Raw genomic sequence first — 21,545 nt, 5'->3', positions numbered from 1 at the left:
CGCCCGAGCCCCGCACCACGACCGAGGAGACACCATGCCGGAGAACCGCTCGGACATCGCCGGGACCGTCGTCCCGGCCGAGGTCTTCACCGCCCCCGGCGCCGACCCGCACACCGGGTTCGCGGCGCTGCGGGCGGCCGGCCCGGTGCACCGGATCGACTATCCGGCGGGTGCCCGGGCGTTCGTGGTGGTCGACTACGACCACGTGGAACGCGCCTTCAACGATCCACGACTGTCCAAGCGGCTCGACCACGCACCCGACTGGTTTCGCGAGAAGGCGGTCAGCAGCAGCCCGGTGCTCGCCAGCAACATGCTGCTGGCCGATCCGCCCGAGCACACCCGGCTGCGCAGACTGGTCGGCCGGGCGTTCCTGCCGCGGCGGCTGGAACGTCTGCGGCCACGGATCCAGCGCTTCACCGACGAGCTGATCGACGCGTTCCCGGCCTCCGGCAAGATCGACCTGATCAGCGCGTTCGCGTTCCCGCTGCCGTTGATGGTGATCTGCGACTTCCTCGGCGTGCCCTACGAGGACTGGCCGCAGTTCCAGAAGTGGGGTCACGTGCTGAGCCAGTCACCGGCCCAGGACGACGCCGACCTCCAGGAGCGCCGGACGGTCAACGACGAGGTGGTCGCCTATCTGGCGAAGACGATAGCGACGCGTCGCGGTGACCTTCGTGAGGACCTGACCAGTGACCTGGTCCGCGCCGCCGATGAGGACGGCATGTTCACCGACGAGGAACTCATCTCGACGATCGTCTTCCTGATCATCGCCGGCCACAAGACGACAGCGAATCTCATCGGCAACGGCACCGCCGCGCTGCTGACCCATCCCGAGCAGCTGCGCCGGCTGCGTGACGACCCGGTGCTGGTCACCTCGGCGGTCGAGGAATTCCTCCGGTACGAGGGATCGGTCGACAGGGGCACGTTCCGGGTCGCCGCCGAGGACCTGGAACTCGGCGGCATGCACATTCCGAAGGGGAGCTTCGTGCATCTGTCGGTGGCCGCCGCCGACCGCGACCCTTCCGCGTTCGCGGAACCGGATCGATTCGACATCACCCGGTCCCCGAACCGGCACCTGGCCTTCGGGCACGGGGCGCACTTCTGCGCGGGCGCCCCGCTGGCCCGGCTGGAGGGGCAGGTGGCGTTCAGCACGCTGCTGCGCCGGTTGCCGGAGCTGGAGCTGGCGGTGCCCGTACACGAATTGACCTGGGTCGCTGACAGCTCCATCAGCCGCGGCCTGGTGACAGTGCCGGTGCGCATCCGGCGCGCGCTACGGTGACGACGAAGCATTGTCGCATTCATACATCTTTGAGGAGTAATGCATGACCGACTCTCCCGTCACCCTCATCACCGGCGGCACCAGCGGAATCGGCGCGGCCACCGCGCGCCGCCTGCTCGACCAGGGGCAGCGGGTCTGCGTCACCGGCCGCGACGCCGACCGCCTGCGCCGCTTCGTCGATGACGCCGGTGCGCCGGAATCGTTGCTCGCGCTCAACGCCGACGCCGGCGACTGGGACGCCGTCGAGTCCGTCGTCAAGGCGACGGTCGACAAGTACGGCCGGCTGGACAATGTGGTCGCCAACGCGGGATTCGCCACCCACGACAGCCTCGCGGACGGCGACCCCCGGCAGTGGCGCGACATGGTGCTGACCAACGTGCTCGGCCCGGCGCTGCTGATCCGTGCGGCGCTGCCCGCGCTGAAGGAGAGCCAGGGCCGGATCGTCCTGATCGGCAGCGTCGCGGGCCTGGTGCACACGCCGGGCAACATCTACGGCGTCACCAAGTGGGCGGTCACCGGCCTGGCCGAGAACACCCGCCGCATGGTGACCGGCGACGGCATCGGCGTGACGCTGATCGCCCCCGGCCGGGTCGACACCAACTTCTGGGAGCCCGTCGGCGGCGCCCCGCAGGGGCTCAACCTCACGCCCGAGCACCTCGCGGACTCCGTGCTGTGGGCTCTCGGCCAGCCCCGGGGCGTGGACGTGAACACCGTGGTCATCAGGCCGATCGGTCAGGGCGTCTAGCACCTGATCACACCAGGAAACACCAACGGGGGAGGACTTCATGACAGGCCATGCGCCGGATCCGATGACGGAGATCGACCTTGCGGATCCGCTGACCCACATCGGAGACGGCGCACTGCCGTTGTTCCAGCGCCTGCGCCGGGAACAACCCGTCGCCTGGCATCCACCACGCGGGGCACGCCGGGGCTTCTGGTCCGTCACCCGGTACGCCGACGTGGTCGCCGTCTGCCGCGATGCTGACACGTTCGGCTCCACCGGCGGGAACGTCATGGACACGCTACTGCACTCCGGTGACTCGGCAGCCGGGCGGATGCTCGCGGTCAGCGACGGGCCACGGCATGCCGGGGTACGCCGGCTGCTGTGGCAGGGACTGACCCCGAACAGGCTCGCCGCCGTGTCCGACCGGATCCGGGCCCGATCCCGGGCGCTGATCCACCGGGCACGGCGGGCGGGCGGCGGCGACTTCGCCCGCGACGTGGCGGCGCACATCCCGCTCCAGGGCATCTGTGACCTGCTCGGTGTGCCGGAGCGGGACCGCCCGTTCATCCTGGAACACACCAGCTCGGCGCTCAGCTCCGTACGGCTGGCGGCGGGTGACGCCGCGGCGCGCAACGCCAAGGGCCAGTTGCTGCTCTACTTCGCCAAGCTGGCCGGCACCCGGCTCGGGCGCCCGCCGGAGGGGGAGTATCCGGACCTCATCACCTTGATGGTCAACGGCGACATCGACGGGGAGCCGATCTCCCTCGACGAGGTGGTGCTCAACTGCTACAGCCTGATCATGGGCGGGGACGAGACGGCCCGGCTCGCGATGATCGGCGGTGTCCAGGCGATGATTCAGCACCCCGACCAGTGGCGGTCCTGGCGCGACGGCCTGCCGGTGGAGCCCGCCGTTCAGGAGATCCTGCGCTGGACCACGCCGGCGATCCACGTGGGCCGGACCGCGATGGTGCCCACCACCCTCGCCGGACAGGTCATCGATGCCGGGGATGCCGTCGTCGCCTGGCTCAACTCCGCCAACAACGACGAGACCGAGTTCCCCGAGCCGGGACGGTTCGACCTCACCCGCTCCCCGAACCGGCACCTCTCCTTCCTGTACGGATCGCATTTCTGCATCGGCGCGCACCTCGCCCGGGTCGAGATCGGATCGCTGTTCGAGGCGCTTCGGGAAGAGGTGACCACGCTGACCCGGACCGGGCCGCCGGTGCCGATCTACTCCAGCTTCCTCCACGGCTTCAGCAGCCTCCCGGTGCGACTCGCGTGAAAGGCAACCGCATGGTCATCCGTGATGTCATCGACGCCGGCGCCGGGCAGGCGCCGGGCCGGGCCACCCCCGCCGGTACGCCGGAGCAGGACACGCTCGCTCGCGTCTGGGCGCGGGTGCTCGGGGTCGACGAGATCGGCCTCGACGACGACTTCTTCGTGCTCGGCGGCGACTCACTCATGGCGATCAAGGCGATCGTCGAGGCCGAGAAGCACGGCATCCCGATCGGGCTGACCGATCTGTTCGAACGCCCGACCATCCGGCAACTGGTGGCGGGAGGCGGGCCCGCGCGGCCGGCGGCCCACTCCGGGCCGGCGGCGTCCGGGCTGCTCAGCCCGGACGACCTGGACAGACTCCCCGCTCAGGTGGAACGGGCCTACCCGGCGAGCATGCTCCAGGAGGGGTTGATCTTCGAGGGGATCGCCCAGGACGAGTCGCTCTACCACGACGTGATCTCCCGCCGGATCATGCTGTCCTACGACGAGTCGGCCATGCGGCGGGCGCTCGACATGCTGGCGGACCGGCACGAATCGCTCCGCACCTCGATCAACCTGTCCGACTACAGCGCCGTGCTCCAACTCGTCGCCCGGTCGGCCACGATCCCGCTGCGGTCCACGGACTCCACCGGGCAGCACGCGGCGCAGCCGCTGCGCAGTGACCTCGCGTACGCGAGCGAACCCTTCGACGTGGAGCACGGTCCGCTGCTCCGGGTGGCCGTGACGGTCCTGTCCGACGACGCCTTCCAGATCACGTACGGCTTCCACCACGCCATCATGGACGGCTGGAGTGACACCGTCTTCATCACCGAACTGATCGACAGCTACGCGGCGCTGCGCTCGGGCCGGCAGCCCGAGCCGGCCGGATCCCGCCCGGACATGGCCGAGTTCGTCCGCCTCGAACGCGAGGCCGTCGACTCGCCGGTGTCCCGCGAGTACTGGACCTCCCGCACTCGCGACCTGCCGGCCGTCGCCGAACCCGAGCAGCGCAGCAGCGCCCGGCACCGCGTCTCGGTATCCGTGGCCGCCGACCGGTGGCGGCAGGTCACCGACTTCGCCGCGGCCCAGCGCGTACCCGTGAAGTCGGTTCTGCTGGCGGCGCACCTCGCCGCCCGGCATGCCCGCGACGGCGCCGCCGTGCCGGTCACCGGTCTGGTCTGCAACGGGCGCGTGGAGGAGGCCGGCGGGGACGAGATGATCGGGCTCTTCCTCAACGTGGTGCCGATCGCGGTGGCGGTGTGCCGCGACGGCGGGACGTTCGTGCGCCGGGTACGCCAGGCCGAGCAGGATCTCTTCCCGCACCGGCGCTTCCCGTACGCCGAGATCAAGCGGATGAACGGCCGGCACCTGTACGACGCCACCTTCAACTACGTGCATTTCCGGCTGGAGCAGCGACTGCACACCTCGGGTGTGATGCCGCACGGATCGCGGGAGATCCACGACAAGGTCAGCTTCCCGTTGATCATCGACGCCGTGCAGAATCCGGACGGCACAGGGCTGCGGCTGGACTTCTCGGCCGACCCGGCCCGCTGGCCGTCGGACGAGCTGGCCGCACTCGCCGAACTGCACCGCACGACGCTGGAGCGGCTGGTCACCGGCGAGCCCGTCGCGGGGGCGGACCATGGGTGACCTCCAGGGCAGCGTTCTCGTGTGTGACTTCGTCGGGCGGCGGGCGCAGGCCCCGGTGTCCGCCCTCGGCCTGGAAACCCGGGGCTTCACCGTCCACAACCTGCTCACGTCGCCGTACCCCCGGGAGCTGACCGCGGCCGGCTACGCCGATCAGCTGTGGCGCCGGCACGGCCCGTTCGGCGCCGACGTGCGCGCGGTCCTGGCATACTGCGCGGCCGCCCCGATCGCCCAGGAGGTGGCGGCCACCCTGCACGCGCGGACGGGTGTCCCGGTGCCCCTGGTGCTGTTCGACGGTGAGCCAGCCACGGCCGCGGCGGTGCAGGCGGAATACCTGCTGGCCGCCGGGAAACTGGGCGAGCTGCTGGGGGTGGATCCCGCACACCGTACGCCCCCGGCCGTCGACCCGGGCGACCTGCGGGTCCGGCCGCAGCAGGTACGCCAGCGCATGTTCGAGGGGCTGCTGGAGCTGGGCGACCGGGCATCCCGGGACGGCTCCGTGGATCCGGCGACCGCCCGTGCCGAGGCCGAGATGTTCGCCACCTACTACCTGGACTGGCTGAGCCACCTCATCGCCGGGCACAACGCCTCGTGGCCCGCGTGGGGCGGACCGGCCGTACAGATCGTGTCCCGGCACCACGAGAGCGGCGCCGAATGGCCGGGTGCCAGCCACACGGAGACGATCCGGATCGCCGCGGAACGCGACGATCTCCTGCGGCACCCGGAGGTCGCTGCGGCCGTCCTGTCGATCCTGCGGAGGGAGAACTGCCGTGCGAGCTGACAGCTGGGAGGAGAGCACCGCGCCCTTCACCGTGGTCCGGTCGATGCACGGCCACCTCAGCATCTGGCCCGCCGACCGGCCGGTACCCGGCGGCTGGACGCGGGTCGGGCGTCAGGCCCGCTACGCCGAGTGCCTGGCCGCCGTCGAGGCGGACCCGGACGGCCCGCGCCGTCCCGACCCCGCGTCGTGCCCGCAGCGGACGATTCCCCAGCTCGTCGCGGACGTGGTGCGCCGCCACGGCGACCGGCCGGCCGTACGCGACGCCGACCACACCCTGACGTACCGCGACCTGGACCGGCGGTCCGACGCCGTCGCGGCGGGCCTCCGGGCCCGCGGAGTGGAGCACGGCGACCGGGTGGCCGTTCACCTGCCCCGCGGCGCCGACGTCTTCGTCGCGCTGCTGGCGATCCTCAAGGCGGGAGCGGCGTACGTGCCGGTCGACACCCGCTATCCGGCCGCCCGGCGCACCCTCATGGTCGGCGACAGCGGCGCCCGGCTGGTGATCACCACGCCGACGCTGCGCACGGAAGCGGACGACGCCGACGTCCAGTACGCCACCGTGGACGAACTGACCACGCCGGGCGCGGCGGCGGGCGGCCCCGACGTCTGCGGGTGCCACGCCGCCTGTGTCCTCTTCACCTCCGGTTCCTCCGGTACGCCGAAGGCGATCGTGCTGGAGCACCGCAACCTCGTGTACTTCGCCCGCAATCCGGCCCTGCCCGCGCTCACCCCGCACGACCGGGTGGCGCACGTGTCGAGCCTGTCCTTCGACGCCTTCACCTTCGAGGCGTGGAACACGCTGACCAGCGGAGCGGAGATCGTCGTGCTGCCCACGGTGACCGACCTCGTCGCCGGAGACCCACGACACGAACTCTCCCGGCACGGCATCACGGCCATGCTGGCGCCGACCATGGCCGTCAACCACATCGCCCGGGAGGACCCGGAAGCCTTCGCGGGCCTGCGGATTCTGCACACCGGCGGCGACGTGATCCTTCCCGCCGCCTGCCGGGAGCTGCTGAACAGCTCGTTCGACGGCACATTCTCCAATCTGTACGGCCCCACCGAAGCGACGACGGCCTGCACCTCCCACCGGATCACGCCGGACAGCGCCGCCCGGGCCAGCATTCCGATCGGCGCGCCGCTCGCGGGGGCGCAGGTCCACCTGCTCGACGCCGACCGGCGTCCCGTGCCCGACGGCCAGCCGGGCGAGCTGTTCATCGGCGGCGCCGGGGTGGCCCGCGGATACCTCGGCCGCCCCGGCCTCACCGCGTCCCGGTTCCTGCCCGATCCCTTCACCACCGGCGGCGGCCGGATCTACGCGACAGGTGACCTCGCCCGGCGCGACGAGGACGGTCAGCTGGAATTCCTCGGACGAGTCGACGACCAGGTGAAGATTCGCGGGTACCGGGTGGAGCCGCGCGAGGTCGAGCGCACCCTCGCCCGGTTCCCCGGCGTACGCGACGTCGCCGTGGTGGCCGCCGGGGAAGGCGACGGCAAGCACCTGGTCGCGCTGGTCACCGGTGACGACGTGACACTGCCGGGACTCCGCGCGCACGCCGAAGCCGTGCTGCCGGACTACCTGGTGCCCGCGGCGTTCGCCGTCATCGCGCGAATCCCCGCCAACGGCCACGGCAAGCGGGACACCGCACAGCTGCTGGCGATGGCACAGGAGGAACTGCGCCACCGGCGGGACGCCGTCGCACCGCGCGACGAGATCGAGGCGTACCTGGCCCGGCTCTGGCGGGAGTTGCTGGGCGTCGAGACGGTGAGCGTGCTGGACGACTTCTTCGCGCTCGGCGGCAACTCGCTGCTCGCGTTCCGGTTGCGTCGCCGGGCCGCCGCCGAGCTGGCCACCACGATCACCATGGAGGAGGTCCTGACGGAGTCGGTGCTCGCCGATCTGGCGGGCCTCATCCGCGCCAGAAAGGACAGTCTCGTCGGATGAGCACGCACCCGACCGACGATCCACGCCCGCTCGCTGTCGTCTACGACAAGGGCGCCGTCCACCCGGTGGAGGCGGTCACCGCCATCGCGCCGCTCGCGCCGACCCTGTTCCTGGTCGCGCCGTCGGACCATGCGCAGCGCCTGCTGCCCGTCATGCGCCAGCTCGGCGAGGCGCGGGTACTGGCCGACGACATCGGGGCCGACGTGTCCGCGCTGCGCGGCCGGAAGCTGGGCGGGATCGTCACGTTCAGCGAGAAGATGGTTCCCCGTACGGCGGCCCTGGCCGACCGGCTGTCGCTGCCGTACCACAGCCTCGCCACGACCCGACTGCTCACCGACAAGTACGCCCAGCGGGAACGGCTGCGCATGCGCGGCGTCGACACCACCCGCAGCGCCCCGATCCACCGCCTCGCCGACTGGCCCCGGGCGCTGCGTACGGTGGGCCTGCCCGCGGTGCTGAAACCGCTGCGGGGCGGCGGCAGCCGGGACACCTACCCGATCGACGACCCGGACACCGGCCTGCGCCTGGCGACACAGCTGCTCGATGGCGTGGACGCCGCGTACGGTCTGGTTCTGGAGGAACTTCTCCGCGGTCGCGACACCCTGCCCGTCGGCGACTACGTGTCGGTGGAGAGCGCCGTGGTTCAGGGCCGGATCCGGCATCTGGCGGTGACCGGCAAGCTGCCGCAGGCCGAACCGTTCCGTGAAGTGGGCCAGTTCTGGCCGGCCTGCGCAGCACCCGGCGAGCGCGCACGCATCCTGGACCTGACGACGAAGGCACTGGAAGCGTTGGAGATCCAGCTCGGCGTCACCCACACCGAGGTGAAGCTGACCGCCGACGGCCCGCGCATCATCGAAGTCAACGGCCGCCTCGGCGGTCACCTCAACGAGCTCTCCCGCCGGGCGACCGGCATCGACCTGGTCCGGATCGCGGCCGGCATCGCGCTCGGCCGTCCCGTCGACGATGTGCCGCCGATCCCGTCGCGCGTCTTCTGGCAGTTCCGCAGCCCCGCACCGCTGGACGCGGTGTCCCTGGACGAGGCCAGCGGCGGCCGGGACGTGGCAGGCATACCTGGCATCACCCGGTACGTGCCGTACCTGAAGCCCGGTGAACGGATCGACGCCGGGGTGATGACGAACCCGCTGGACCTGGTCTGCGGCGACGCGGACGACCATCGGGCGATGGCGGCGCAGATCGACCGGCTGAAGGACGTCCTGTCCTACCGTTTCACCTTCCACGACGGCCGGCAGCGGACCCTGTCGGCGCGGGCCCTCGCGCCGCTCAGGAGACTCCCGTGACCACGCTTGCCGGGCCCGGCCTCACGCGTGGGGTGGTCGTCCCCAGACCCCGGCCCGGCGCGGAACGGCGTCTGGTGGTGTTTCCGCACGCCGGCGGCGCGGCCAGCTTCTACCGGGCCTGGCACCGGATGCTGCCGGCCGATGTGGAGCTGCAGATCGTGCAGTACCCGGGCCGGGAGACCCGGTTCACCGAACCGCTGCCGGCCTCCCTCACCGCGATGGCCGGTGAGGCGGCCGCCGCCCTGCGCCATGCCGCACACCAGCGGCCGCGGACGGTGCTGTTCGGGCACAGCATGGGTGCGGCGGTCGCGTACGAGGCCGCACTGGCCCTCGAACAGCAGGGCGAAACCGGCTGCGCCGAACTCTTCGTCTCCTGCCGTTGCGCCCCGGGCCTGCGCCCGGCCGGCCGCACACCGCAGACCGAGGAGGAGATCCTGCGGTCGGTACGCCGGTTCGGCGGCACCCCGGCGGTGCTGCTCGACGACCCGCAGTATCGCGCGATCCTCGTCAGCCTCCTCCGGCACGACTACCGGCTCAACGGGTCCTACCGGCGGATGGCTCCCGCCCCGGTACGCATGCCGGTCACTGCCGTCTGGAGCCGCGACGACCCGACGGTCACCGCCGACATGGTCGAGCCGTGGCGGGAGTACACCACCGGGCGGTTCCGCCGGGAGATCGTCGAGGGCGGGCACTTCTACCTGGTACCGCACCTGGCGCGGGTGGTCGAGCTGGTCTTGTCCGGCACCGCAGCGGGTGCTCAGGATGAGACGTACTCAGTCGGCTGAGGGCGTGCGACACACGGGGTGCGGGTCGTGCCGGGGCCCGGGCGGCCTACATACGATTCGTCGGTGGACGACGCCCTGCTCGACGACTACATCCGTGCCGACCGCGAGCGCGGTTTGGGCACGTACGGAATCCATCTGTACCGCGAGGGCAGGGAGCCGGTCGAGCACCGGTTCCGGTCCGACGACCGGGTCAATCTCTACTCCGTCGCGAAGACGTTCACCTCGATCGCGCTCGGGCTCGCCGAGGCCGAGGGACGGGTCGCGCTCGACGATCGGCTCCTCGACCATCTCCCGGAACTCCGGACGATCGCGGCCGACGGCGTCGGGGACGTGACGCTGCGCCACCTGGTCACGATGACCAGCGGCACGAGCCACCGATGGTTCGCCGACGAACGCATCGACGCCGCGGACCTGCTCCACGACATCGTCGCTGCGCCGCTGGAGGCCGCACCGGGAACCCGCTTCGCCTACACCGGCTCCGGGGCGTACGCGATCGGACGTGTCATCGCGCGGGTCACCGGCGCGGACCTGCGTTCCTACCTGCTTCCCCGGCTGTTCCTGCCGCTGGATCTGTCCAACCCGGCATGGCACACCTGCCCGCTGGGCCACCCGTTCGCCGAGAGCGACCTCTTTCTGCGTACCCATGAACTCGCCCGCGTCGCGCGGTTGCTCCTGCAGGAGGGCCGATGGGGCGATCGCCGGGTGCTGCCGGAGACGTACGTGCGGCGGATGACGACGGAATCCGTCGACACCGCCGACGTCACGTACGGGGAACGGTGGACCTACGGCTACGGCCTCGGGGTGTGGATCGACCGATCCGGCGTCTACCGCATGGACGGCCGCTACGGACAATATGCACTCGTCAGCCCGCCGAAGCGGACCGTGGTGACGGTGACCGCGCACTCGGACCACGACCAGGATCTCCTCGACGCGGTGCACGAACTGGTCCTGGACCGGCTGACCTGAACGCAAAGCGTCATGTCCTACTCGTCGGCCGGGACGCTCGCGAGTTCGGCGACGATGTCGAGGTGTCCGAGGTGCCGGGCGTACTCCTGCATGAGATGGAACAGCACCCGCTCCAGTGAGGCCGGTGGCGCGCCGTCCCACCGCGGGCCGGGGGCGCCCACCGTCGTGAGGTCGTGGCCCTCGACCACGACCCGGGTGTGCTCGCCCTGGGCGCGCAGCGCCGCGACCAGGGCGTCGCGCGTCTCGTCGGGGGCGACGTACCAGCGGTCGTCGCGCCGGTCACCCCACGGTTCCTCGACGGGTTGCCCTTCAAAGCCCCACACGATCCAGCGCAGCTCGACGTAGCGCAGGTGCTTGAGCAGCTCCAGCGGAGTCCATCCGGACGGAAGCCTGCTGCTGCGCAGCTCGTCGTCGGGCAACGCGGACACCTTCCACACCACCCGCTCCCGGAAGTAGTCGAGGTAGCGCAGGAACACGTCGGTGCGCCCTGCGGCGGGCCCCGTCGGTGAGGGGAAAGGCATCGTCATTCCGCCATTATCGTCACCAGACGACCACACCCTGCGTGCTGGGCTGCAGCGTGCCGATGCTCAGCGACTTCATCGTGATGTTGCTCTTCTCCGGCGCCGGGAAACCGATGAGATTCGCGACGGGCCCGTCGGTGCTGGCTTCCAGGTTGTACCGCAGGGTATTGCCGACGCCGCAGTCGGAGTCACTCTTGTCGCACACGGTCCACTTGATGCCCTCGAACGCGGTGCGGCCGGGCTTCAGCGTGATCGGAACGGCCTCGCCGGGCTCGTCGACCTCCTTGACCGGTACGTCGACGACCTCGTCGGCGGCGTTGACCAGCGAGATCGCCACGCGGCCGTCCACCTTGCACGTCCGGCCCGAGCTGTTCGTCAACGCCACCAGCGCCTTGCGGGTCGTCTCGCCGTCGCTGTGCGGCTGGTAGTTGACGTCGACCTTCACGTCCTTCGAGCGGCAGACCGCCACGGTGCTGCCGGTCTGGCCGGAGCCGCCGTTCCCGGTGCTGATCGGCTGGCCGGTCTTGCCGCTGCGCACCGGGCCGCTGGCCGACGGCGAGGGCGCCTCGGAGCCGCCGACGGCCGGGGCGACGGCCGTGGGCTCGGAAGAGACGGTCACTCCGCTCGCGCACGCCTGCTGGGTGAGTGCAAGGCCCAGGCCGACCGCGGCAAGGGCGGCGACGCGAACAGTGCGGTACTTCATTCGAGGACTCCTTGGGATGGGTGGCACGTCGTACGCCACTCATCTTGATCACTCGATCCCCGCCGTACGGATGTCGCGCCCGCACCTGGCACGAACCCGGGAGCCGCCTACGCGACGTCCGCGGCTGTCCCGGCCGTGACACGCAGCAGTTCCGGGTACGTGGTGGGGAAGACCGCACGGGGCACCCCGCCCGCTGCCCAGATCACCGGATACTGCGCGAGGGCCGTGTCGACCAGGGTCCGTACCGGCTTCGGGTGCCCCACGGGAGCGACCCCGCCGATCGCCTGACCGGTGTGCTGCCGGACGAACTCCGGTGTGGCCCGCCGCAGTTTGGCGATGCCCAGCCCGGCCGCGACCTTCGCGGTGTCGACCCGGTGCGCGCCGGAGGTGAGCACGAGCAGGGGCGCGCCGTCCGCGTCGAAGATCAGTGAGTTGGCGATCTGCCCGACCTCGACTCCGAGCGCTGCGGCTGCCGCGGCCGCGGTGTGCACGGCCTCGTCCAGGACGACCACCTCGGGGGTGGCGCCGTCGGTGGTCCGTGCGTCCGCGGCCCGCAGCGCCTCCCGGACGGCCTGCACGTTCGGATGGTTCTCCACCGGGCCATTCTGCCTGCCGTGCGGTGCTCGGCGGGCAGCCGACACGGGTACGACGCGGTGCGGCGTCAGGCGGTGAACCTGTCGCGGCGCCGGCGGGTCAGCAGGAAGGCGGCCACGCCGCCGACCAGCAGCACCGCGCCGACGCCGGCCACTACGGCGACGTTGCTTCCGGTCACGGCCAGGCCCCCGGTGTTGGTCCCTCCGCCCTGACCGGCCGCCGCTGTGGCCCCGGCGGAGGTCGGCGTGGCGGAGGTGGGCGCGGCGGAGGTGGGCGTGGCGGAGACGCTGGCCGGTGTGCTCGGCGTGGCGTGGGCCGAGGGACCGGTCGGGGCGGTCGGCAGGTTCAGGTGAAAGTAGATGAACGAGACCGAGGCAGTGTGTTTGGACGGCGTCAGGTTCGTCCCCTCCACCAGACGCGCTGCGGCGCCGGTGCCGGCCGCCCCTGGCTTGTCCCCGTCGGACTTGGCCAGAGCGGCGATACCGCCCCGACTGTCCGCGTACTCCTTCGGGAAGACCACCTCGACGAGTGTGCGGGTCTCCTTGGCGTCGTCGGGAACGGAGACGTGCAGCGGCGGGAGCGAGTACTTCCCTCCCGCCGCCAATTCCTGGTCGAACTCGCACCAGGCGCCCTGCCGGGTGCCGTCGAGGTAGTACTGGCAGTTGCTGAAGTTGTCGGTCAGTCTCTGCTCACTGCCGATGAACCACAGGTGCACGACCAGGCCGGTGACCGGCTTGTCGTCGAGGTTGGCCACGCCTGCCTCGACCGCTACGGTTCCACCCGGCTTGACCTCATACGAGGTCCCGTTCTCCGTCGGGTTCTGCGCGGTGAGCGCGATCAGGCGGTCGGTGTCGCCCTCGGCCGCGTGTGCGGCTGGGGAAAGACTCAAGGCGCCGACGAGCACCGCTGCGGACACTGACAACAGAGAACGGATCTGCACGTTTAACTCCCCCGATGGCTGACGACGGGCACACCATACAGACCGCCTTCGAAGTCGTGCGGCATCGTCCGGACCCATGCAGTGAAGATCACTCTGGGCCGCCCACTTCGGTCAGCCGCCGATGCGTCGCAGCAAGGAGGTGGGCAAAGAGCGAAACGGGTCAGCGTTCGCCGGGCCGGGCCGCGGTCGCCAGCGGCTCGGGGGAGAGCGGCTCTGGCTCGGGGGCGATCCGGGCGGTCTCGGCCAGGGTCACCCCGGCCAGCACCAGGGTGCCGCCCGCGAGCTGGGCCGTGTTCAGCGCCTCCCCGCTGCCCAGCGCCAGCCACGCGACGGCCGCGGCGATCACCGGCTCCACCATGCCGAGAATGCCGACGCTGGTCGCGGGCAGGTGCCGCAGGGCACCCGCCACCAGCATGTACGGCACGATCGACCCGAACAGCACCACCGAGCAGCAGAGCAGCGCCACGGGAATGCCTGCCTCGCTGCGCGACAGGGCGCTCCAGTCGGCCGTGCCGGGCAGGACCGCGAGGATCAGCAGGCCCGCCGCGGCGGCCGCGCCGAACGCCCAGGTGGTCAGCGACAGGGTGTCGCGCTGCTGCACGCCGCGGGCGCCCAGCACGTAGTAGAACGTCAGCAGCACGGCCGCGCCCAGCCCGGCGGCCACCCCCAGCCCGTCGAGGCTCAGGTCGCCCCAGACCTCGGCGACGCAGCCCAGCCCGGCCAGGCTGAGCGCCAGCCCGGCCCACAGCCGCGGGCGCACCGGCTGGTGCTGGCCGAAGCGCGCCCACAGCGCCACGAGCAGCGGCGCCATGTATTCGAACAGCAGGGCGATGCCGACCGGCATCCGGCTGATCGCGACGAAATACAACATGGGTACGAGGCAGAAGCCGCTCACCCCGTACCCGAGGAGCAGTGGCACCTCGTGGCGGCGCACCGTGAGCCGCCGCGGACCCGGTGGGATCAGCAGGCTCAGGACCAGCAGGCCGGCGAACGCGCCCGCGGCGCGCAGCAGCGTCAGCTGCGGCGCGGGCACGCCCGCCCGGAGCACGAGCTTGGACACGGTCCCGTTGACCGCGAACAACGCCCCGGAGGCGAGCACCATCGCGACGCCGAGCGCCGGCCTACGTCCTGTCACGGGTCGAGGGTACCGGGACTCCTTACAAGCCGACGGCCTTCGCGCTGGTCTCCCACAGTCTGGCGGCCACCGCCGGGTCCGCGGCCCTGCCCCTCGGGCGTGCCGGTTTGTGCCCGACGTAGTAGCCGCCGTCGGTCAGGCCCTCCTCGGTGGCCAGCCACACCAGTAGCGCCCCGGCCTTCTCGGGAGTGGTGAGGAACGGCGCATAACGGTAGAAGAGCCGGAACATCGGACCCTCGCCGAAGTTGCTGCGCACCACACCGGGGTGGAACGACACAGAGACGATGTCCGGCCAGCGCCGGGCGGCCTCCGCGGCGAACAGGATGTTCGCGGCCTTGCTGCTGCCGTACGCCTGCCACATCTTGAACCGCTCCGGCGACGAGACGAAGTCGTCGGGGTCCACGTCGCCGCGCGCGTGCGCGTCCGAGGCGGTGTTGACCACCCGGCCGCCGCGCAGCGGCTCGCGCAGCAGGCTGGTCAGCAGGAACGCCGCCAGATGATTGCCCTGGATCGTCGACTCGAAGCCGTCCACCGTGCGGCGGTAGGCGCCGGGGATGCCACCCGCGTTGTTGGCCAGCACATCGACCTTCGGGTACGTGGCCAGCACGTGCTCGGCCAGCCGGCGTACGTCGTCGAGCACCGCGAAGTCGGCCCGCTGCGCGTCCGGCTCGCGGCCGCCGCCGGCCTCGCGTACCCGGGCGACCGCGTCGGCCAGCCGCTGCGGATCGCGGCCCACCATGACCACCTGGTCACCCCGCTGGGCGAACTGCCTGGCCGCGGCCAGTCCCACCCCGGAACTCGCGCCCGTGACCACGACGGTGCGTGTCATCCGTACCCTCCCCTTGGTCTTGGGGGTTGAAGTCGCCCCCATGGTGCATCCTGATACCCGATGAGCACCGATATCCATGTCCCGGCCTGTGTAGATCGTGCGGACGCCGTGGCGCCGCCCAAGCATGCGGTGGGCCGGTGGCTGCTGCAGCACCGCGTCCAGCCGGTCGGACCCGAGTCGGAGGAGGGGCACGGCCAGCCGCAGGCGTGGTGGAAGGTGATGTGTCTCACCGGCGTGGACTACTTCTCCACGCTTTCCTACCTGCCGGCGATCGCCGCGCTGGCCGCGGGCGCGCTGTCGCCGCTGGCCACGCTCCTCATCGTGGCGCTCACCCTGTTCGGCATGCTGCCCATGTACCGGCGGGTGGCGCGGGAGAGCCCGCACGGGCAGGGCTCGGTGGCCATGCTCGAACACCTGCTGCCGTTCTGGCGCGGCAAGCTGTTCGTGCTGGTGCTGCTCGGCTTCGTCGCCACCTCGTGGATCATCACGATCACGCTGTCCGCCGCGGACGCGACCGTGCACATGGTGGAGAATCCGGTCTTCCCGGACTTCCTGCACGGGCACAACGTGCTCATCACGGTCGTGCTGCTGCTCGTCCTCGGCTTCGTGTTCCTGCTGGGCTTCAGCGAGGCGGTCGGCCTGGCCATCCCGCTGGTCGCGATCTTCCTCGCCCTCAACGCGGTGGTCACCGTCGTGGGCATCGGCGAGGTGATCAGTACGCCCGGAGCGTTCTCGGCGTGGACGCACGCGCTGACCGAGAACGGCACCGGATTCTTCGCCCTGCTCGGCCCGTCGATCCTCGCCTTCCCGGCGCTGGTGCTCGGCCTGTCCGGCTTCGAGACCGGCGTCAGCATGATGCCGCTCATCGCCGCCGAGGGCGAGAGCGCCGAGCAGCGGCTCGAACGGCGGATCCGCAACACCCGCAAGCTGCTCACCGTGGCCGCGCTGATCATGAGCGTCTACCTGATCGCCACCAGCTTCGTCACCACCGTGCTGATCCCGCACCAGGCGTTCGAGGAGGGCGGCCCCGCCTACGGGCGGGCGCTGGCGTACCTGGCGCACCAGGAGCTGGGCGAGGCGTTCGGCACGGTGTACGACATCAGCAGCGTCCTGATCCTGTGGTTCGCCGGCGCCTCCGCCATGGCGGGCCTGATCAACATCGTGCCGCGCTACCTGCCCGGCTACGGCATGGCCCCCGAGTGGGGTCGCGCCGTACGCCCAGTGGTGCTGGTCTACACCGCCGTCAGCATCGGCATCACGCTGCTGTTCCGCGCGGACGTCAACGCGCAGGCCGGGGCGTACGCCACCGGCATCCTGGCGATGATGGTCTCCGGCGCGGTGGCCGTGACGATCTCCGCCGCGCGGGCCCGGCGGCGCGGCGCCACGATCGGTTTCACGATCCTCACCCTGGTCCTGCTGTACGCCCTCGGCGACAACATCATCGAGAAGCCGGACGGCATCGCCATCTCGGCCATGTTCGTGGCCGCCATCATCGTCGTGTCGCTGATCTCGCGGATCACCCGGACCACCGAGCTGCGCGCGGAACGGATCGAGTTCGACGAAGACGCCCGGCGCTTCATCGCCGAGTCCATCGCCCACGACGGCGAGCTCAACATCGTCGCCAACCGCCGCCAGGCCGGCGACCTCGCCGAGTACGACGCCAAGGAGCGCGAGCAGCGTGGCATGAACCCGGTGCCCCGCGCCGCCGACGTGCTGTTCCTGGAGATCGACGTGATCGACCCCTCGGCGTTCAGCAACGCGCTCGCGGTGCACGGCGTCGAGGTGGGCGGCCATCGGATCCTGCGCACCGAGAGCCCGGCTGCCCCGAACGCGATCGCGGCCATCCTGCTGGCGCTGCGCGACGCGACGGGCGTGCGGCCGCACTGCTACTTCGAGTGGGCAGAGGGCCGCCCGCTGGTCCACCTCCTCCGCTACCTGCTGCTCGGCCGCGGTGATACCGCTCCGGTGGTCCGCGAGATCATCCGCGCCAGCGAGCCCGACCCGGCCAAGCGCCCCGGTATCCACGTCGGCGGCTGACGCCCCTCCTCGCCTGTTCTCGCAGGTGAAGATCCCTTTCGTCCGTGCGGTTGGCCCCGCGCGGAGGCTTCCTGGTGACTCGCCGCGGGCCGGGCCCGTCGATGTTGCGTTTTTGTCGGAGGGGGGTGTTACTCTCTCCGTAAGTTAGAACGGGTGTTCGATTGCTTCGAACGTTCGTCCTAGCGACGCGGGAGCGGTGATTCGCGGCTCGGCTCCCGCAGTGCGGCGCCCGCGAAGCGCCGCACGCGAGGTCCGGACATTCGCGGGTTCGGTCCTCACCAGGCAGGATCGCCGTCCGCCGCCCTCGACCCCCGGGCAGCGGGCGGCGAACCCGCCGGCTCGTCCGGCCGGGTGTGGTGTGGGGAAGCATCCATACCCGGCCGGCGCGCCCCCGGGACCGCTTGGGGCCTTCACCGCTGTGCCTTCCTCCGCAGCGGATCGGTTCGACCAGCACGTCGGATGCGACATACGCGAGGAGAGATCATGGTGAGCCCCACGGCGTCGAGCGTCCTCCAGACGCCTGCCCTGGCACACGCGCCGACGGCGGGGCCCGAGGCGCCCACCGTCCCGGCGCACATGCTGCCGCACCGCACACCCGCCCAGCTGCTGGCCATCGCCCGGCAGGGGCTGGCCGAGGCGGCGCAGACCCGTCCCGACGGCCTGCGCTACGCCGCCGCGCACCTGGCCGCCCTGCGCGCGGCCGCCGCGGTGCTGGCCGCCCGCGCCCGCCCCGCCGCGCCGAACCGGCGCAGCCGGGCCACCAGTGTCTGGTCCCTGCTCGTACTCGTCGCCCCCGACTTCGGCGAGTGGGCCGGCTACTTCGCCCTCGGTGCCGGGAAACGGGCGGCCGCCGAGGCCGGCATCCCCCGCGTCGTCACCGCACGCGAGGCCGACGACCTGCTCCGCGCGGCCGAACAGTTCGTCGCCGTGGTCGAGTCCTCCCTGGGCCTGAGCTACCAGCCACCCCTGGCGGCCTGACCGGCCTTCCCGAACCGGCCTCCCCGGCTCACACGTCACAGATGTCAGTTCAGATCCTGCGCCGCTGACCTCGGATTCCCGAGGTGAGCCGCGCGGGGTCGTCGAGAGTTTGAGCGGGGCAGCATGGCGGGGCGCATGATCAATGGTGCGGCCGCCCTGGCTGAGCTGGTGCGGGCAGCCGGCGACACCGACGAGCCGGGCGTGCACCGGGTGCTGCCGGTGCTGCCCGAGCTGAGCGGCCTGCTCCCCAGCCGGGGACTGCGCCGGGGCAGCACCGTCGCCGTCACCGCGGGCCGGCTCCTGACCGGTTGCGGCAGCACGTCCCTGCTGCTGGCGCTGCTGTCCGCGGCCTCGCGTTCCGGGTCCTGGTGCGCGGTGGTCGGAGTGCCCGCGCTGGGGGCGCTCGCGGCAGCCGAGAGCGGGATCATCCTGGACCGGCTCGCGCTCGTGCCCAACCCCGGTCCCGAGTGGCCCACCGTGGTCGCCGCCCTCATCGACGGCGTGGACGTGGTCGTCGTCGCCGTACCCGGCCCGGTGTCGGGGTCCATCGCCAACCGGCTGGCCGCCCGGGCCCGCCAGCGCGGCTGCGTCCTCGTGCCGTACGGGCGCTGGGACGGCGCGGACGTCACCCTGGAGGTCCGCGACGGTCGCTGGGAGGGCCTCGGCGCCGGGCGGGGGCGGTTGCGCCGCCGCGAGGTCACCATCACGGCGCAGGGACGCGGCGCCGCCACCCGCCCCAAGCGCATGACGATGTGGCTGCCGGGCGTCGCCCCGGTGCCGTCTTCCGATGCCGCCCCGGTCACGCATCCGATGCCGGAGGACAGCGGGCGGCCCACGCTGTCGGTGGTGACCGCATGAGCGAGTGCACCGAGCGCAGCGAGGGCCGCGAGCGCATGCCCGGCTGGCTCGGCATGAGCGAGTGCACCGAGCGCAGCGAGGGCCGGGAGCGCATGCCGAAGGCAGGGACCGCATGAGCGAGGGCCGCGAGCGCAGCGGTGCGTCCGGTCCGCGGACGCTGCTCGTGTGGTGTCCGGACTGGCCGGTCATCGCCGCCGAGATCGTGGATGGGGTGCCCGCCGCCGAACCGGTGGCGGTGCTGCACGCCAACCGGGTGCTGGCCTGTTCCGAGTCGGCCCGCGCGGACGGGGTCCGGCGCGGCCTGCGCCGCCGCGAGGCGCAGAGCCGGTGTCCGCGCCTGACCGTCGTCGAGCACGACCCGGGGCGCGACGCGCGTGCGTTCGAGCCGGTCGTGGCCGCGGTCGAGGAGGTCGCGGTGGGGGTGGAGGTGATCCGGCCGGGCGCGTGTGCGCTGGCCGCGCGCGGGCCCGCCCGGTACTTCGGCGGTGAACAGGCGGCCGCCGAGCGGATCGTCGAACACGTCGCCCAGGAGTGCGCGGTGGAGAGTCAGATCGGCATCGCGGACGGGATGTTCGCGGCCGGGCTCGCCGCCCGTACCGGGCTGATCGTGGCGCCGGGCGGCACCCGTACGTTCCTGGCCGGGGTGCCGGTCGAGGCCCTGGAACGGCCGGAGCTGGCCGACCTGCTGCGCCGGCTGGGTGTCCGGACGCTGGGTGACTTCGCGGCCCTGCCGGCGGGGGACGTGCTGACCCGGTTCGGGTTCGACGGTGCGCTCGCGCACCGGTGGGCGGCGGGCTTCGACCATCGGCCGCTGGCGGTCCGCAAGCCGCCGCCGGACCTGGACGTCACCCAGGAGTACGACGAACCGCTGGAACGCGTCGACGTGGCCGCGTTCGCCGGTCGTGCCCTGGCCGAGCGGCTGCACGAGCGGCTCGCCGCGTACGGGTTGGCCTGCACGCGGCTCGGCATCGAGGCGATCACCGCCGACGGGCAGGAACTGCACCGGGTGTGGCGGCACGACGGCATGCTCACGTCGGCTGCCATCGCCGAACGGGTGCGCTGGCAGCTCGACGGCTGGCTCACCGGTGCCCGCCGCGGCGGCCCTGCCCGGCCCACCGCCGGCCTGATCCGGCTGCGGCTGGTGCCCGACGGTGTGCTCGTCCACCTCGGACTGCAGCCCGGCCTGTGGGGTGACACCGGCGCCGACCGGGAACGGGCGCACCGTGCGCTGAGCCGCATCCAGGGTCTGCTCGGCCCCGAAGCCGTGGTGACCCCGGTGCTGGGCGGCGGCCGATCCGCCGACGACCAGGTGCGCATGGTCCCGTGGGGCGACGAGCGGGTGCCCACCCGCCCCGGCACCGGACTCGCCGACCCGTTCCCGATCGCCGAGACCGCGGGGTCGTTTCCGGCGCTGACGGCCGCCCCCACCAGCCCTGGCCCACCTCCCGGCGCCGCCCCCCAGCACGGCGCTGCTCCCCAGCCCGGTTCACAGCACGGGCCCGGTCCGCAGCACGGCACAGGTTTGCAGCACGGCACAGGTTTGCAGCACGGCACAGGTTTGCAGCACGGCACAGGTTTGCAGCACAGTGCCGCTTCCCGGCAGGGTGCTGGTCCGGCGCTGGGCGGCGCTGTTTCTCGGCAGAGCGCCGCTTCGCGGGACGGCGCCGTTCCTCAGCAGAGCGTTGCTCCGCGGCGCGGCGTCGCGCAGCGGCGGGCGGACGCGGAGGCCCGGCGACTGGCCGCGCTGCCGCCGTGGCCGGGTCGGTTGCCCAAGCCTGCTCCCGCCCTGGTGCTACCGCAGCCGCTGCCCGCTGTGCTCCTCGACGCCGACGGCGAGCCGGTCCGGGTCAGCGCCCGCCTGGAACTCTCCGGTATGCCCGCGCGCCTGCTCGTCGACACCACCGACCCGACGCGAGGCGGGACTGGCCGCAACAGCGGGACAGGCGGCAACGGTGGTACCGGCGGCGTCGAGATTGTCGGCTGGGCCGGGCCGTGGCCGGTGGACGAACGCTGGTGGGCCCCGGCCGAGGCGCGTCGCCGGGCCCGGTTCCAGATCGGCCTCGCGGATGGCAGGGCCCTGCTCCTCACCCTGACGGGCGGTCACTGGGCGATCGAGGCGATCTATGACTAGCGCGGTGACCACCAAGGTGGATCAGGTTCCGGCCGGCGCGGGTCACCTTCACGACGGTGCGGACCAGACCGCTTCCGCAACGCGGCCAAGCGGCTCCCTCCGACTGGACCTTGGAGAGTTCTGGTTAGGAGCTGACC

19 protein-coding genes are annotated in these 21,545 nt (G+C 72.0%); 13 read left to right on the top strand and 6 right to left on the bottom strand.

Going from position 1 to position 21,545, the window contains the following annotated elements:
• Positions 1–34: 34 nt before the first annotated feature.
• From ACMCNN_RS21295 to ACMCNN_RS21255, 9 genes are all read left to right on the top strand, one after another.
• Positions 35–1,279: a cytochrome P450 family protein gene (locus ACMCNN_RS21295; protein ID WP_412742275.1), complete on the top strand. Its 1,245-nt coding sequence runs from the start codon at positions 35–37 to the stop codon at positions 1,277–1,279.
• 43 nt (positions 1,280–1,322) lie between these two features.
• Positions 1,323–2,024, top strand: coding sequence for an SDR family oxidoreductase (locus ACMCNN_RS21290; RefSeq protein WP_412742274.1), 702 nt, complete (start codon positions 1,323–1,325; stop codon positions 2,022–2,024).
• 40 nt (positions 2,025–2,064) lie between these two features.
• On the top strand, positions 2,065–3,285 hold the full coding sequence (locus ACMCNN_RS21285) for a cytochrome P450 (RefSeq protein WP_412742273.1): 1,221 nt from the start codon (positions 2,065–2,067) through the stop codon (positions 3,283–3,285).
• Positions 3,286–3,296: 11 nt separating this feature from the next.
• Positions 3,297–4,910, top strand: coding sequence for a condensation domain-containing protein (locus ACMCNN_RS21280; protein ID WP_412742272.1), 1,614 nt, complete (start codon positions 3,297–3,299; stop codon positions 4,908–4,910).
• Complete coding sequence (locus ACMCNN_RS21275; protein ID WP_412742271.1) at positions 4,903–5,688, top strand: hypothetical protein; 786 nt, start codon at positions 4,903–4,905, stop codon at positions 5,686–5,688. Before ACMCNN_RS21280 ends, ACMCNN_RS21275 begins: the two co-directional genes overlap by 8 nt.
• On the top strand, positions 5,678–7,633 hold the full coding sequence (locus ACMCNN_RS21270; protein WP_412742270.1) for an amino acid adenylation domain-containing protein: 1,956 nt from the start codon (positions 5,678–5,680) through the stop codon (positions 7,631–7,633). Before ACMCNN_RS21275 ends, ACMCNN_RS21270 begins: the two co-directional genes overlap by 11 nt.
• Positions 7,630–8,931 carry an ATP-grasp domain-containing protein gene (locus ACMCNN_RS21265; RefSeq protein ID WP_412742269.1) on the top strand — a complete coding sequence of 434 codons (1,302 nt, stop codon included), beginning with the start codon at positions 7,630–7,632 and terminating at the stop codon, positions 8,929–8,931. Before ACMCNN_RS21270 ends, ACMCNN_RS21265 begins: the two co-directional genes overlap by 4 nt.
• Positions 8,928–9,716: a thioesterase II family protein gene (locus ACMCNN_RS21260; RefSeq protein ID WP_412742268.1), complete on the top strand. Its 789-nt coding sequence runs from the start codon at positions 8,928–8,930 to the stop codon at positions 9,714–9,716. Before ACMCNN_RS21265 ends, ACMCNN_RS21260 begins: the two co-directional genes overlap by 4 nt.
• Positions 9,717–9,779: 63 nt before the next feature.
• Positions 9,780–10,682: a serine hydrolase domain-containing protein gene (locus tag ACMCNN_RS21255; protein WP_412742267.1), complete on the top strand. Its 903-nt coding sequence runs from the start codon at positions 9,780–9,782 to the stop codon at positions 10,680–10,682.
• A gap of 17 nt (positions 10,683–10,699) precedes the next feature.
• On the opposite strand, the gene ACMCNN_RS21250 is transcribed toward ACMCNN_RS21255, so the two are convergent.
• The 6 genes from ACMCNN_RS21250 to ACMCNN_RS21225 form a co-directional block, all read right to left on the bottom strand.
• Complete coding sequence (locus ACMCNN_RS21250) at positions 10,700–11,209, bottom strand: DinB family protein (protein WP_412742266.1); 510 nt, start codon at positions 11,207–11,209, stop codon at positions 10,700–10,702.
• Between the two features lie 13 nt (positions 11,210–11,222).
• Positions 11,223–11,906, bottom strand: a complete 684-nt coding sequence (locus tag ACMCNN_RS21245; RefSeq protein WP_412742265.1) for a DUF4232 domain-containing protein — start codon at positions 11,904–11,906, stop codon at positions 11,223–11,225.
• Positions 11,907–12,013: 107 nt separating this feature from the next.
• Positions 12,014–12,502 carry a YbaK/EbsC family protein gene (locus tag ACMCNN_RS21240; RefSeq protein ID WP_412742264.1) on the bottom strand — a complete coding sequence of 163 codons (489 nt, stop codon included), beginning with the start codon at positions 12,500–12,502 and terminating at the stop codon, positions 12,014–12,016.
• A 65-nt stretch (positions 12,503–12,567) separates the two neighbouring features.
• Positions 12,568–13,440, bottom strand: coding sequence for an LPXTG cell wall anchor domain-containing protein (locus ACMCNN_RS21235; RefSeq protein WP_412742263.1), 873 nt, complete (start codon positions 13,438–13,440; stop codon positions 12,568–12,570).
• Positions 13,441–13,600: 160 nt separating this feature from the next.
• Positions 13,601–14,575, bottom strand: coding sequence for an EamA family transporter (locus ACMCNN_RS21230; RefSeq protein WP_412742262.1), 975 nt, complete (start codon positions 14,573–14,575; stop codon positions 13,601–13,603).
• Positions 14,576–14,597: 22 nt separating this feature from the next.
• Positions 14,598–15,404, bottom strand: coding sequence for an SDR family NAD(P)-dependent oxidoreductase (locus tag ACMCNN_RS21225; protein ID WP_412742261.1), 807 nt, complete (start codon positions 15,402–15,404; stop codon positions 14,598–14,600).
• A 60-nt stretch (positions 15,405–15,464) separates the two neighbouring features.
• Between ACMCNN_RS21225 and ACMCNN_RS21220 the strand changes: the two genes are divergently transcribed.
• From ACMCNN_RS21220 to ACMCNN_RS21205, 4 genes are all read left to right on the top strand, one after another.
• Positions 15,465–17,441 (top strand): amino acid transporter, encoded by a 1,977-nt coding sequence (locus ACMCNN_RS21220; protein ID WP_412742260.1) that lies wholly within the window; start codon positions 15,465–15,467, stop codon positions 17,439–17,441.
• A 483-nt stretch (positions 17,442–17,924) separates the two neighbouring features.
• Positions 17,925–18,419, top strand: a complete 495-nt coding sequence (locus ACMCNN_RS21215; RefSeq protein ID WP_412742259.1) for an SAV_6107 family HEPN domain-containing protein — start codon at positions 17,925–17,927, stop codon at positions 18,417–18,419.
• Positions 18,420–18,542: 123 nt separating this feature from the next.
• Positions 18,543–19,277, top strand: a complete 735-nt coding sequence (locus ACMCNN_RS21210) for a hypothetical protein (RefSeq protein WP_412742258.1) — start codon at positions 18,543–18,545, stop codon at positions 19,275–19,277.
• Between the two features lie 112 nt (positions 19,278–19,389).
• Positions 19,390–21,408: a DNA polymerase Y family protein gene (locus ACMCNN_RS21205; protein ID WP_412742257.1), complete on the top strand. Its 2,019-nt coding sequence runs from the start codon at positions 19,390–19,392 to the stop codon at positions 21,406–21,408.
• The last annotated feature ends 137 nt before the right edge of the window (positions 21,409–21,545 follow it).

The organism is Krasilnikovia sp. MM14-A1004 (genome assembly GCF_047159485.1).
Taxonomy (GTDB): Bacteria; Actinomycetota; Actinomycetes; order Mycobacteriales; family Micromonosporaceae; genus Actinoplanes.
The sequence above is the reverse complement of the archived record's forward strand: the minus strand, read 5'-3'. Positions and strand labels throughout refer to the sequence as shown.

Coding starts and splice junctions, on each gene's coding strand:
- ACMCNN_RS21295 (WP_412742275.1), top strand. CDS start 35: ATGCCGGAGAACCGCTCGGACATCGCCGGGACCGTCGTCCCGGCCGAG.
- ACMCNN_RS21290 (WP_412742274.1), top strand. CDS start 1,323: ATGACCGACTCTCCCGTCACCCTCATCACCGGCGGCACCAGCGGAATC.
- ACMCNN_RS21285 (WP_412742273.1), top strand. CDS start 2,065: ATGACAGGCCATGCGCCGGATCCGATGACGGAGATCGACCTTGCGGAT.
- ACMCNN_RS21280 (WP_412742272.1), top strand. CDS start 3,297: ATGGTCATCCGTGATGTCATCGACGCCGGCGCCGGGCAGGCGCCGGGC.
- ACMCNN_RS21275 (WP_412742271.1), top strand. CDS start 4,903: ATGGGTGACCTCCAGGGCAGCGTTCTCGTGTGTGACTTCGTCGGGCGG.
- ACMCNN_RS21265 (WP_412742269.1), top strand. CDS start 7,630: ATGAGCACGCACCCGACCGACGATCCACGCCCGCTCGCTGTCGTCTAC.
- ACMCNN_RS21250 (WP_412742266.1), bottom strand. CDS start 11,209: ATGACGATGCCTTTCCCCTCACCGACGGGGCCCGCCGCAGGGCGCACC.
- ACMCNN_RS21245 (WP_412742265.1), bottom strand. CDS start 11,906: ATGAAGTACCGCACTGTTCGCGTCGCCGCCCTTGCCGCGGTCGGCCTG.
- ACMCNN_RS21225 (WP_412742261.1), bottom strand. CDS start 15,404: ATGACACGCACCGTCGTGGTCACGGGCGCGAGTTCCGGGGTGGGACTG.
- ACMCNN_RS21220 (WP_412742260.1), top strand. CDS start 15,465: ATGAGCACCGATATCCATGTCCCGGCCTGTGTAGATCGTGCGGACGCC.
- ACMCNN_RS21215 (WP_412742259.1), top strand. CDS start 17,925: ATGGTGAGCCCCACGGCGTCGAGCGTCCTCCAGACGCCTGCCCTGGCA.
- ACMCNN_RS21210 (WP_412742258.1), top strand. CDS start 18,543: ATGGCGGGGCGCATGATCAATGGTGCGGCCGCCCTGGCTGAGCTGGTG.
- ACMCNN_RS21205 (WP_412742257.1), top strand. CDS start 19,390: ATGAGCGAGGGCCGCGAGCGCAGCGGTGCGTCCGGTCCGCGGACGCTG.